The sequence below is a fragment of the Leifsonia aquatica H1aii genome (genome assembly GCF_000633535.1).
In the GTDB taxonomy this organism is placed as follows: domain Bacteria; phylum Actinomycetota; class Actinomycetes; order Actinomycetales; family Microbacteriaceae; genus Leifsonia; species Leifsonia aquatica_A.
Genome location: NZ_AYMR01000009.1, coordinates 315,576 through 329,114, shown reverse-complemented (window position 1 = coordinate 329,114; position 13,539 = coordinate 315,576). Strand labels below are relative to the sequence as shown.

The following is a 13,539-nucleotide window of genomic DNA, read 5'->3' as shown; positions in this document are numbered from 1 at the left end:
GTACGCTTCCTGTAAACCCCAAACGAGAGAGGACGGTGGCCGGTGGCCGAGGATTTCAGCCTTGAAGCGCGGCTCGACTTCATCATCAGCGGCCTGTCCGACGCCCTCAAGGCACTCGACGGCGCTGAGAAGAAGATCGACGGCACGGTCACCGGACTCGCCGCGCTCGAGGAGAAGTTCCACGTCCTCCAGGGCTCCACCGAGAAGCACGCCCGCGCGCTTCTCGACGTCCAGGGCGCGCACGAGCAGCTTCGCTCTGCCATCTCGGACGCCGCCACCGCGCTCGGCGACGAGAGCAACGTCGTTTCGCGGGGGTCGACCGCTTGGCAGGAGCGCGTCACTGCCATCAACGAGGCCCAGCGCGCCTACGCCGCGTTCCGCAAGAACGAACTGACCGGCACCGAGGGCGAGAAGGCCACCGCCGACCCGCTTAACGGCGCGCAGGCCAGCGGCTCGGGCCAGTACGACCAGCTCCGCACGATCGCCGCGCGAGAGGCGAGCTACGCCGCCGAAATCAAGGGCGCCGCCGCACAGATCGAGGCCGCCCAGGCTCGCATCAACGCCTCGCTCAAGAGCGCCGACTACGAGGCCCAGGTCGCCAAGATCGGAGGCGTCGCCGCCGCCGAGATGCGCCTCGCCGCCGCCACCAAGGCGCTCACGGTCGCGAAGGGCGCGAACACCAGGCTCGTCAACCAGGACGCCTCCCTCCCGGCTCAGGCGCGCGCCCGCCAGAACCTCGCCGCCGCGTACGACGAGCAGAAGGCGGCAGTCAAGGCGCTCGCCCAGGCGCAGGCGCAGGCGGATGCGGAGGCCGCTCGCGCTGCAGCGAACCAGGCTCGCATCGCGTCCGCCATCACCGGCGCCAAGGGGCGCATCACCAAGGTCGATGACGCGAACGCCTACGACGCGCAGGTCGCGAAGGTCGGCGCGGTCGCCGCCGCCCAGGACCGTGCGCGCAGCGCTGCCACAGCTCTCGCCGCCGCCGAGCGCAACCTGCAGGCGGTCGTGTCCACGGCGCCCGCCGACCTTTCGGCCCAGGCTGCAGCGCTCAGCAAGGTCGCGGACGCCAAGGAGAAGGACCGCGCCGCCTCACAACAGCTCGCGTCCGCCCAGAAGCAGGCTGCTGCCAGCGCAGCCAGCGCCAGCAACGACAAGACCTTCCTCGGGATCACCGAGAGCCACCTCCCCCGCGTCCGGTACGCGCTCTTCGACGTCTCGCTCGCAGCAGCGACCATGGGCGCAGGATTCGTCGCCGCCTTCGGCGCTGCCGCGGGTGCATCCATGTCGTTCGAGAGCAGCTTCGCGCAGGTCGAGCGCACCGCCGACGTCACCGGTCAGGCGGCAGCCAACCTCAAGCAGAGCTTCGTAGACCTCTCCACGTCGATCCCCGTCTCTTTCCAGGACCTCTCCGACATCGGTGCCCTCGGTGGTCAGCTCAACATCGCAGCGACCGACCTCACGGACTTCACCCGCGTCACCGCCGAGTTCTCGGCCACCACCAACGTCGGCATCGAGGCGTCCGGCACGGCGCTCGGCCGTCTCAACGAGCTGCTCCCCGACGTCCAGGGCAACTACGAGGGACTCGCTTCGTCGATCCTCAAGGTCGGCGTCAACTCGGTCGCCACCGAGTCGCAGATCATCGCCATCTCCCAGAACATCGCCGGCATCGCCTCCACCGTCGGGCTCACCTCCGACCAGGTGGTCGGCCTCTCTGGGGCGCTCGCCTCCATCGGCATCGCCCCGGAGGCCGCCCGAGCCTCGGTGACGCGCCTGTTCACGCTCATCCAGCAGGCCATCAACGGCGACAGCGACGCGCTCGCCAAGTTCGGAGCCCTGGCGGGCGAGACCGGCGACCAGTTCCGCGCCGCCTTCAAGGCCGACGCCGCGTCCACCCTCGTCGACCTCTTCGAGGGGGTCCACGCCCAGGGCGACAACGCCATCGCCACCCTGCAGGCACTTGGCCTGCAGAGCGTCCGCGACATCCCCTCGCTGCTCAAGCTCTCCCAGAACACCGAGCTGCTCGGCGACTCCTTCGCCAACGCCTCGACCGGCATGAGCCAGGCGTCCGAGCTGAGCGCCCAGTACGGCATCACCAGCGAGACCCTCGCCGCCAAGCTCCAGGTCCTCGGCAACTCGACCGCCGCGCTCTTCGCCTCGATGGGGGACGCCGCCAGCGGCCCCATCCGAGACATCGTTAGCGGGCTAACCGACTTCGTCCAGACCCTCACCGACGTCGCCAGCACCGATACCGGCCAGGCGTTCATTGCCATCACGCTCGGCGTCGTGGCGGTCACCGGGGCCATTGCTCTCGCGACCGCGGCCGGCGCACGCTTCACCGGTTCGCTGCTCGCCACCAAGACCATGCTCATCGAGGCCCGCGCGGCAGCAGCGACCTACGCTGGCGGCGTCGAGGCGGTCGCCGCCGCCGAGGCCACGGCCGCCCGCGGTGCCCGCCTGTGGAAGATCGCACTCGCCTCCACTGGCCTTGGGATCGCCGCCGTCGCTATCGGATCGATCGTCGCCGCCCTCATGGAGTACAACGACGCGCAGGCGTCCGCCTCCACGCGAGCCAAGAACTTCTTCGGCGACCAGGGTGCGGACCTCTCCGCGGCCATGCAGAAGGACACCGCGACCTACAAGCAGACCGGTGACGCGATCAACACCATCTCGACGAACATCCAAGACAACAGCCGCTCGGCTGACTCCTGGGTCTCCTCGCTCGAGACGGCCACGGGCGCCCAGGTCAAGCTCAGCAACGACACGACCACGGCCACCGACTCGATCAAGAAGCAGACCGTGGCATACGGCGAGAACGCCAAGCAGGCCCTCGCGACCGCACTCGCCAACAGCAAGTCATTCCAGAGCCTTTTCAAGGACAGCGCGGGCCTCCAGAAGCTCCAGGGCTTCGGCTTCAACCAGAACGACCTCGCCAAGGCCATCCTCGGCGACCCCGTGAACGGTGGCCGCGAGTACGGCAAGCAGCTCGCCGAGAACGTCGCCACTGGAATCGGAATCTCGACGAACCAGCTCGAGCACGCCATGGACCTCATCTCGGGCAACAAGGCCAAGGGCATCGACTCCAGCAAGATGCTGCAGTCCCAGCTCGCCGCCCAGGGCTTCACGCAGACCACCGCGGAGCAGGCGCGCGTACTCAACGAGATTGCACCGATCTACGACAAGGTGAACGCGGCGATTGACGCCAGCTCCACCGCCGTCAGCAAGAGCGCTCAGCAGGCCGCAGCAGCCTCCTCCGCGAACTCCGCGCTCGGCACCTCGGCCGCGGGCGCCGCCGACGGCGTGGCCGCCCTCGGGGACGCCGCAGACGGCGCCGGCGACAGCACCATCACCTTCGCCGACTCGCTCACCCAGGGCCTCAACCAGGCCCTCGCCGGCGGCCTCAACGCCGAGCGCCTCGCGGGCGACCTGAACACCCTCGGCGGCGCGTTCCAGACCAACGGCGCCACCGCGGCACTCAGCGGATCGGCCATGTCCGCAGTGCTCAACGACATCGCTGCCAGCTCGAGCAGCGGTCCTCAGGCGGCCGGCGCGATGTCGGTGCTGTTCTCGGCGCTCGTCGCCGGTGGCTACGCCTCGGTCGCCCAGCTCACCCCGCTCCTTGGCGTGCTCAGCTCGCTCACCGGCGCCGCAGTCACCACGAACAAGACCGGCAACGCCGTCACGACCATGCTCGCCAAGCTCAAGAACGGTGCGGCCAGCGCCGCCAAGAGCGTCGGTGGCGGCGGAGGCGGACTCGGCGGCGCTGCCGGCGGCGCAGCCAAGCAGGTTCGCACTCTCGTGGACTACGGCAACGACCTCTCCGGCGTTTTCAAGCGGATCGCCGACATCAAGTTCGGCCCACAGACCGCGCTCGACAACATCTCCTCGGCGTGGAACGACATCGCCCAGAAGGCCGACGATGCTCAGGGCAAGATCGAGGACGCCGCCAAGGCGATCGACGACGCCAATCAGAAGGCGAAGGACGCCAACGCGACCCTGATGGAGCTGGCGGCCGACAAGAGCAACCTGGAGTATTGGCTCCGCGTCGCTCAGATGTACGGCGATGCCGAGCGCGTCAAGAAGATTCAGGCGGAACTCGCCAAGAACGCGGCCGACACCGCCGACGCCCAGGGTGACCTCAACGAGGCCAACAAGGACGCCGCCGACGCGCAGAAGGACCTCAACGACGCGCAGGATTCCGCCTCGAAGACCCTCGTCGGGAACAGCTCGGCGGCGATCGAGAACCGCAAGGCGCTCACCGACCTCGTGTCGAAGTACCAGGACTACATCACGGCCCTCGCCTCGAGCGGCATGCCCGCCGACCAGCTTCGCGCCAAGACTGCGCAGCTCAAGGCCGAGTTCATCCAGCAGGCAACCCAGGCCGGCTACTCCAGCGACGCCATCATGGGCTACGCCAGCTCCTTCGACGACATGGGCCTTGCGATCAGTCGCATCCCCCGCAACATCACCATCTCGGTCGACGGCCTCGACGCCGCCAACATCGCCCTGGCCGAGTTCCAGGCGAAGCTCGATGCCGCGAACTCCTCGGGCGGCGGAGGTGGCGGCGGCGGCGGCGGAGGTGGCGGCGGCCTCGACTGGGACAGCCTGCTCGACGGGCTGCTCGGCGACGACGCAGGCTCCGACAGCACCACCAAGACCATCCACTTCCAGGGCGACACGAAGCCCGTCGGCGACGCGCTCGAGAGCCTCTTCCAGCTCATCGACAACTCGACTCCGACCGTGAACATCTACGGCGAAGACATGCCGGCGTACACGGCGCTGCAGAACGTCCTCGACGACATCAACAAGGGCGCCGCCTACGTCGAAATCAACGGCCACCAGGTCAAGGCGCAGACCGCCCTCGACCAGATCGTGAACTCGATCAACAAGTCGGTCGGCTACGTCGAAGTCAACGGCAACAACGTCCCCGCGGGCAACGCGCTGCGCACCATCCTCGAGGACGTCAACACGTCGAACGCGACGGTGACCATCGGCGGCCAGAACATCCCCGCCCAGCAGGTGCTCAGCGCCACCCTGGCGGCCATCGCCCAGGGCAAGCAGAACGTCACCATCGGCGGCCAGGACTATCCGGCGCGATCGACCCTCACCAGCGTGCTGCAGACGATCAACGCCTCGAGCGCCGCAGTGAACGTCAACGCCACCTACAGCTACGGCCAGGTGACGAGCATCGGTGCCATGATGGCCGCCGGCATGCGCTCAGGCATCGTGGGCTACTTCAACGGCCACCCGATCACTGCGAAGGTCTCCGGCCCCGGCGGCATCACCTATTCCTCGGGCGGCATGAACTTCTACGACGTCGGTGGCTACACCGGGTCCGGCGCGAAGTACGACATCGCGGGATACGTCCACCGCGACGAGTACGTCTTCCCGAAGGAAGCGGTGCGCTACTACGGCGTCGAGAACCTCGCGTACATGCACCAGCGCGCGCTCCGCGGCTACGCCTCGGGCGGTCCCGTCGGCCGATCCATGCCGAACCTCGGTGCCCAGGCGACCGTCTCGCAGTGGTCGGCCGCCGACCGCATGTTCCTCCGCGGACTCTTCCAGGAATTCGCGGACTCGCTCACCATCAACGACGGCGTGCTCGCGACCGCAGCGTCCGGCGCGAACGCCCGTCTCGTCAAGGCAGGAGTCAGGTAGTGGCACAGGTGATGTGGATGGGCACCCGCGGCAATGAGACGTGGGTGAAGGCACCGGCGAGCAGCGCCGACTTCTCTCGGAAGAAGCTGCCCACCCAGCTCAGCTTCGTGAACGGCGGCTCCGCCGTGCTCGGATCGCGCACGTCGCACGCCGAGTACAACATGAGCTGGCCCGTCGCCGGCCGACTCGAGATGCGACCGGTGCTGGACTTCGCCGCCGGCATCTACGACAACGACCCCCTGGCGAAGTTCGTCGTCCCCGAGAACCTCGTCTACTTCATCGACCCGATGGAGATGGACCTCAACCTCGCTCCGATCAACTGGGGCAACCCGGTGCTCGCCTGCAGCGACGCCCCCTCCCTCCTGAACGACGTCCGCTCAGGGGTCGCAGCACCGCGGCCCGAAGCCGTGCGAACGTCGGCGAACACCATGCGTTACCCCACGTTCTCGGCTCGCTACACGCTGACGGACACGTCGGTCCCCCGCTCCTTCTACCTGCCGATCCCGCCCGGGCACACCCTCTGGGCCGGATTCCACGGGAGCGCTACGGGCGACGCCGGAGTGAAGGTCTCCCCCGTCGGCAGCGCCGGTCGATACCTCACGCCCCTCGGGCTCACGGGGCAGCGCGTCAAGGAGTCGTTCCAGGGCGCCACCGGCGTCGACATCCAGCTCGACGGCTCCCCGGGCGACACTCTCACCCTGTCGGCCCTGATCCTCCAGATCGTCCGGAGCGACCGCGCCCCCCAGGGCGGCGAGTACATCTCTGGGCGCGGACACTCTGGCTGCGCGTTCGCAGACGAACCCACGGTCACCGCGCTCTCCAGCGTGAACGAGCGCGCCGAGGTGTCCGTCGCCGCCAAGCTGGTCGAGGTCGGCGCCTGGTTGAAGCTGTGAGTTTCATGGGAGAATTCTGGACATGACCGTCACTCTCGGCATTCAGCAGCCGCCCCTGCCGCTCTACGCACTTAGCGCGCCCCTTGCCCTCAACTACCTCCCCACACCTCACGCCACCGACCGAGCAGGACTCTGGGTGACACTCAGCTCCACACTCGGCGCGCCGTCGCTCGCGCAAGACGAAGAAGAGCGTTACCTGCGCTTCATCCGGGCAGCCGCCGGCCCCGCCCTCATCGGTGTGAACCTCACGGGAGTTGACCTCCCCGCTGGGACCTTCGACATCCGCCTCTGGGTGCGTACCAGTGCCCCGCAGGCCGGCTGCACGCTTGGCCTCCGCAAGGGCACCAGCCAACTCGCGGCCGACAATCCCACCGGCGCCTCGTTCGCGACGGCGAGCGGCGGCTGGGTCGAGCGCGTCTCCACCCTGACGATCGGCGCGGCGCCGAACTACGGCCTCCTGCTCCGCGTTGACGGAGGTGCCGTCGACGACAAGATCGACGTCAAGCTCGGCTCGATCATGGGCGCAGGGATGCCACCGTTCTACGGAGACAGCCCCTCAGCCGCGACCGAGGGCGCGTTCTACTACTGGGAGGGTGCCACGAACGCCTCCCGCTCCATCCGCACCAATCGCACGCTCACGAACGAGCCCGGCCCGTACTACACGGTGGAGAACCTCACCACCTACGCCATCACGGAGAACGTGACCCCACTCACCCCCAACGACACCTCGGGTGGCGCGACCACGGTCCAGGTCGGCGTGGCCGAATTCGACGAATCCATGCTGCTCGGCGGCGGAGAGCTGACCGTGTTCGACGCGGGTGCTCCGGTTGTCCAGGGACGCATCGACAGCCCCTCGAGCGACGGCACCACCGTCTCGATCACGAGCTACTCGGTCGCTGCCCGACTGAACGTAGTGCGCCGCGTCGACCCCTTCACCGGAAGCCTCGACGGCTTCGTCGCCATGCTCTTCGCCGCCGTTGGAGTGTCCCGGCCACTGAATGTCGACCTCTCGATCGCCGAGCGACCCGTCCTCGTCCACGGCTTCAAGGACAACCTGCTCACCGTGCTCAAGGAGTTCCTCGCCGTCCAGGGCGTCGAGATGAGCGATCGAGGCGACGCAGTGTTCCTTCGGCCGCCGCGCGAGCGCTTCATCGACAGCGACAACCTGGAGCGCCCCAGCATCACCAGCGACGAGTCTCAGCTCGCCGAGACCCTCGAGGTCCGCAACTACGGCTCCACTCACGAGACCAACGCGCTCGTCTACCCTCCCGCCTCGTACGACGACACGCTCGACATTCTCACCCCTGCCGGATGGAACGAGGATGCTCCGATTCTGACGGTCGACGCCAACGCCATCACCAAGATCGAGGTCCCCATCCTCGGCTCCCTCACGTCTGTCGAGCAGCCCAAGTGCATGAAGGAGGTTGGCCCGCGCGACGGCGCGAACGGCTCGGTCTACACCGTCGTCGGGCAGGGGACGAACGACACCACCACCACGCAGAACACGGGCAGCGTCGAGACCCTTGACCCCGCAGCCTGGGAACGCCTCGGCGGCTCGGTGACGGTGGCGATCGGCGAGAACGCCGACACACTCATCATCACCATCACCTCCGGCCAGAACGAGAAGAGCCTCGCCCCGTTCGCCATCTCGATGCAGTCTGGCGACAACACCTTCTACTCAAGCCTGCGCATCCGCGCGAGCGGCATCATCGATCACCCGTCGAAGCTGACCTACGACACCGGGCTCGCGGAGGGTGACGCCCCCAATGAGACGGTCTCGATCGACTCGAAGCACGTCCAGAGTCGCGCAACTGCCGATCGTGTCGCCAGCGAGACGATCCCCACCATCGCCGAGCCGGTCGTCACCCTCAGCGGGAACTTCGCCGACCCCGGCCTGCCCATCGGCGAACTCGCCGGTGCCCGATTCCGACACGGCGACGCCTTCTACCGGATCACCAGCGCAGCCAGCTCGCAGGGTGGCGTCCAGGTCACGGCAACCGGCGACACGACCATGGACGACTTCGACGCCGTGTGGCAAGACCTCACATTCGAAGCCTTCGATGCTGTGTGGGAGGCGCGCACCGACGTGCAGTTCGCCTCCTCGCCGCTGCGTACCCATTAGGTTTCTGGGAATTCCCTGACAGAATGTTGAGCATGTCCTCCGAGGTGCTCACAGACAACGGCCTGCCGGTTTCCGCGCAGCCGTGGGTGCGCAGGGTCGAGCGCTTCATGCGCGACGAGGACACGTACCGGCAGCAGCTCGCGAACAACTCGCAGACCGCGCTCCGCTCGTCGGGAAACGCCATCACCGCCGCCGCCAACTCGGCGGCAGCGCAGCTCGCCGCGGAGTACGAGAAGAACCGCATCCCGCTGGCGATCGACCATGACAGCTTCGTCGCCGCCCCGTCGACGTACTTCGACCAGCAGGGCGCGCCCCACGGTCGCCTCGACGTCTCGATCATGCCGAACGACCTCGACGTCGACGGCAACCCGCTCATCCCGACGAACTACCAGGCGTGGGTGCGCGTGTACCACCAGGACGTCGTGGACCCCGGCGACGGCACCACGGTCGACCCCGGCCCGTCGTACCTCATGCTGGGGAACTCTCCGAACGGACAGATTCAGGTCAACGGCCTGCAGCCGGGTGTCGACTACCAGGTCAAGGTCGCCTCCATCTCGGCCTACGGCGTCTCGAGCGCGCTGAGCACGGACTGGCGCGTCACAATTCCGGCCACCCTCGAGGACATGGCGACTCCGCCCGGCCCCGTGCTGAGTTCGGCGGCCGGCGTCGTGGTCGCAGGATGGTACGGCTCATTCAACGGTGTGCTGCCCCCCTCGCAGTTCCGCTACATCTACGCCGAGGTCTCGCCCCGCGGCGCCGACGACTGGACGCGCATGGGCGGCGTGCTCATGCGCGGGGGCGGCAGCATCCAGATCGGCGGCCTCACCGTCGGCGAGGACTATGAGGTCCGCTTCATCGCCGTCGACAGCCTCGGAACCGAGACGGCACCGAGCGCGCCGGGCATCGTCACGGTCATGGGCGTCACCGCCGCCGACCTGGCGCCCGACGTCATCACGCTGGGCGGGAACCATCTGACCACCGCCATCACCTCCCCCGACCGAGATGGCACGAACGAGGGCGACCTCTGGTTCCAGCGCGACTCGACCCTGGCGATCATCGGACAGTGGCAGTGGGACGGCGCCACATGGGTTCCGCAGACCGTCTCCCATGAGGTCATCGCGTCGATCGACCTCGGCAAGGCGACGGTCGGAACTCTCGACGGCGGCCTCATCACGGCCCACACTCTCGGAGCCGACCAGCTCATCGCGGGCACTATCACCGTCAACGAGCTGTCGCCGACCATCGGCAACGACCTCGACATCTCCGCAAACGACACCGTGACCATCATCGCCGGCCGCGTGCAGGACGTCGCCGACGACGCGAACGCCACCGCCGGCACGCTCGCAGACATGCAGACGGTCTACGCCTTCGGCCCCCAGGGCGCCGTCATCAGCAATCCCAACTCCCGCTTCCAGCTCGCGCTCCGCAACGACCGCATCGAGATGCTCGAGAACGGCTCCGCCGTCTCGTACTGGAACTCCGGGCAGATGTTCGTGCGGTCGTTCGTCGGCGAGGAGGTCATCCTGGGCAACCACAAGCTTGAGCGATACGGCACTGGAACGGTGGTGAAGGCCCTCTAATGGCGATCATCAAGACCGCGCACGCGACATACCAGCTCGACGTCTCGCTCATCTCGCAGAACGTCTCGGGCAACTTCTCGACCGTCAACGTGCACCTGTACGCCTACTCGGACAGCGGCTGGAGCGGCAACGCCTCCGGCATCGGCTTCTCTGTCAGCACCTACGGCTCCGGCTCGTTCTCGTTCAACGGGACGAGCATCGACATCCTGAACCAGACGCTCAACGTCTACCACAACGCGGACGGGTCCTACGGGACCCTGAACGTGAGCGCGCACACCAATGCGACCGGCACCAGCACCTACGGCGGCCCGGTCGATATCTCACAGGGGCTCGGCATCCCCACGATCCCGCGCGCCTCGAACTCAACGCTCTCGGCGAATCCGATCGCGGCGGGCTCCGCGGTCACGATCAACACCAACCGGGCCAGCGCCTCCTTCACCCACACGATCAACTACGCCTTCGGCAGCAAGTCGGGCACCATCGCCGGTGGGGTGGGTGCGTCGGTGTCCTGGACTCCCCCGCTCGACCTCTTGACCGCCATCCCCAACGCCACCAGCGGTGTCGGCACCATCACCACCTACACCTACAACGGCGGCACCTTGATCGGCACCACGGCGATCAACTTCACCCTCACTGCTCCCGCCACTGTCGCACCCACGATCGGGTCAGTGAGCGCCTCAGAAGCGGTCGCGGCCGTAGCAAACGCGGTCGGCGGATACGTTCAGGGCGCCTCCAGGCTCAACCTGGGCATCCAGGGGGCGGCCGGCGCATACGGATCGACGATCACCGCCTACAAGATCACCGTCGATGGACAGACCATCAACGCCGCCACCGGCACCACCGGCATCATCAACAGCTCAGGCACCGTCACCGTCATCGCAACCGTCACCGACTCCCGCGGTCGCACCGGCAGCACCTCGACGACCGTCACGGTGCTGCCATACGCCCCTCCCTCCATCGACACAACCGCGCTCAGCCTCACCCGGGTCTTGGTCGACGGCACCCCAAACGATGACGGCACGTACATCAAGGCCATCCTCAAGGCGAGCGCCACATCGCTCAAGCCTTCGAGCACGGAGAAGAACTCCGTCACCTACCGACTCTCGACCCGGCAGCACGGGACGAGCGTCTGGACTCAGGTCGCATCCGGCTCCGGCACGGGTATCGCCCTCGCCGTCACGAAGATCGTCGGCACGTACGACATCACCCACTCGTGGGACGTGCTGATCGAGGTCATCGACATCTTCGCCACGACGGCGCTCTCGTCGACCGTCGCCACCGGGGCCATCTTCATGCACTGGGACGCCTCCCTCGGCCTCGGCATCGGCAAGTACCGCGAGCAGGGCATGGTCGACGTCAAGGGACAGATGTTCCAGAACGACGGCAAGAAGGTGCTCGACGAGGTGAGCGTGCACGACTTCGCCGACCTCCGGTTCGCCACCATCGACCCCTTTTACACTGCCGGACTGCCGCGCGTGAAGTTCGATGGCACCAGTACCTTCACCAGCTACGGCATCCCCTGGATGTTCCCCTACTCGCCACAGCCCGGCGACCGCGTGGTCGTTGCACGCACCAGCGGCGGTGACCTTCTCATTCAAGGCATGCTCATCCAGTCAACCTCCACGCAGATCACGCTGTCTGCGATGGGTCTTCTCAGCAGCCAGTTCGGCTCTTACGGCAACACATGGAAGGAGGCGTGCTTCACCAAGACCCCCGACGGCATCGTAATCCTCGAGGGGTTGGTTGGTTTTGCCACGAGCACCGCCGGCGACTACCGCATTTTCACGCTGCCAGACGGCTTCCGGCCGGACTTCACCCTTACCGCTCCTATTGCATGGAACGACGCGCTAGGTCGGATCAAGGTCTACCCGAACGGCGAGGTGTGGTGGATCAGCTCGGGAAGTATCACCGCTGGTCAATACGTCAGCCTCAGCGGAATCGCGTTTCCCGCCGCCGGTGTCGCCACCTGGACAGAAATTCTCCCCGCGGGATCGACCGGCACTGGCGCCAAGTTCATGACCGGGTGGAGTAACCCGTCGAATGCGGGCACCGAGGGACAGGATGCCACCGCCGCGTACTGGATCGACCCGTACGGCTTCGCCTGGTGGCGCGGCGCCGTCGTGGGTCCTGCCGTCTCCGCCGACAACACTCCAGTAATCGACCTTGGCTCCGCCCCATTGAAGCCGAGCTTGCAAATCCACCACCTCGCTACCAGCTCTGGTGGCGGTATCGCGGGGTGGGGCATCGCGCCGGCGTCGAACAACCAGCTCAACTGGAAGATCACGTCGATCGGTGGCCGCGCCGCTGGAATCGTCTACTCACTGGGCGGGCTCGTCGTCGCGACGGCCGCGACTGACTCGCTCCCGTGGAACACGGTGGCATTCCTCAATGGCGCATCCAACTACGGCACGCTCTTCACTCAGGGCGCGTACGTCAACGTCAACGGCCGAGTGCACACGCGCGGCCTGCTCAAGGTCGGCACAGCCGCCACGGCGCTCTACACCGCGAAGGTCGGCAATCGGCCCAAGGGTGCCCTGTCTGGAGGCGCCGGCGGCCCCATTCTCCCGCGATTCTCGAATGGGACGATCGCGCGCGTCGATGTCGGCCCTGACGGCAATGTCATTAGCCGCAACGCCGCAGCAGGCGTGTGGTTCTCCCTCGACGGCGGCGTGTACGCAGCCGAACAGTAATCAACGCCACGAAAGGAGCCCGCTAAATGGGCATCGCAGTACCCACCTCCGGTCGCATCGGCAAGCTCAAGGACCTCTTCTCGGTCTTCGCGCAGTCTGTCCAGGCCGCCATCGATTCGGCCGCCGTCCCCTCCGGCTCCGTCCTGGCGTACGGTGGCGCGACCGCGCCTGTCGGCTACCTCCTCTGCGACGGGAAGCAGTACGCCACCGCCGACTACCCGAAGCTTTTCGCCGCGATCGGATACGCGCACGGCGGCTCCGGCGCCTCCTTCCGGGTACCGAACCTCGTCAAGCGCTTCCCGCTCGGCATCGACGTCAACAACCTCACCTACAACAAGCCCGGGCTCACGGGCGGCGAGGAGAGTCACGTCCTCACTGTCGACGAGATGCCCTCCCACGCACACAAGCAGAACGTGTCCGCCAACAACGGCTCCCCCGGCATCCGGCGGGACTACTCGAGCGACGGCGGCTCCAGTGCCTACCCACAGGGCATCTCCACGGATGCGGCCGGCGGCGGCAAGGCACACAACAACATGCCGCCCTACGCGACCGTCTCGTACATCGTCAAGCTCTGATTCTGGGCGTTTCCTGGGAGTGCG

Annotated in this window: 6 protein-coding genes; all 6 read left to right on the top strand. The window is 67.2% G+C overall.

From position 1 onward, the window contains the following. Nucleotides 1-42 precede the first annotated feature (42 nt). Genes U870_RS25165 through U870_RS0110105 form a run of 6 tightly spaced genes read left to right on the top strand, consistent with a single transcriptional unit; the run spans nucleotide 43 to nucleotide 13,515 of the window. Nucleotides 43-5,655, top strand: a complete 5,613-nt coding sequence (locus U870_RS25165) for a phage tail tape measure protein (protein ID WP_025157274.1) — start codon at nucleotides 43-45, stop codon at nucleotides 5,653-5,655. Continuing rightward, nucleotides 5,655-6,548: a hypothetical protein gene (locus tag U870_RS0110125; protein ID WP_025157273.1), complete on the top strand. Its 894-nt coding sequence runs from the start codon at nucleotides 5,655-5,657 to the stop codon at nucleotides 6,546-6,548. Before U870_RS25165 ends, U870_RS0110125 begins: the two co-directional genes overlap by 1 nt. A 22-nt stretch (nucleotides 6,549-6,570) precedes the next feature. Next, nucleotides 6,571-8,670 (top strand): hypothetical protein, encoded by a 2,100-nt coding sequence (locus U870_RS0110120; RefSeq protein ID WP_162819131.1) that lies wholly within the window; start codon nucleotides 6,571-6,573, stop codon nucleotides 8,668-8,670. Nucleotides 8,671-8,702: 32 nt separating this feature from the next. Continuing rightward, the gene (locus tag U870_RS0110115) at nucleotides 8,703-10,250 is read left to right on the top strand and encodes a hypothetical protein (RefSeq protein ID WP_025157271.1); all 1,548 of its coding nucleotides are present in this window, start codon (nucleotides 8,703-8,705) and stop codon (nucleotides 10,248-10,250) included. Continuing rightward, nucleotides 10,250-12,940, top strand: a complete 2,691-nt coding sequence (locus tag U870_RS23140; RefSeq protein WP_025157270.1) for a DUF859 family phage minor structural protein — start codon at nucleotides 10,250-10,252, stop codon at nucleotides 12,938-12,940. Before U870_RS0110115 ends, U870_RS23140 begins: the two co-directional genes overlap by 1 nt. A 26-nt stretch (nucleotides 12,941-12,966) precedes the next feature. Beyond that, entirely contained in the window at nucleotides 12,967-13,515 is a 549-nt protein-coding gene (locus U870_RS0110105; RefSeq protein WP_025157269.1) for a phage tail protein, read from the top strand. Nucleotides 13,516-13,539 lie beyond the last annotated feature (24 nt).

Excerpts from the sequence above, each read along its gene's own strand:
- U870_RS0110120 (WP_162819131.1), top strand. The coding sequence starts at position 6,571 with ATGACCGTCACTCTCGGCATTCAGCAGCCGCCCCTGCCGCTCTACGCA.
- U870_RS0110115 (WP_025157271.1), top strand. The coding sequence starts at position 8,703 with ATGTCCTCCGAGGTGCTCACAGACAACGGCCTGCCGGTTTCCGCGCAG.
- U870_RS0110105 (WP_025157269.1), top strand. The coding sequence starts at position 12,967 with ATGGGCATCGCAGTACCCACCTCCGGTCGCATCGGCAAGCTCAAGGAC.
- U870_RS23140 (WP_025157270.1), top strand. The coding sequence starts at position 10,250 with ATGGCGATCATCAAGACCGCGCACGCGACATACCAGCTCGACGTCTCG.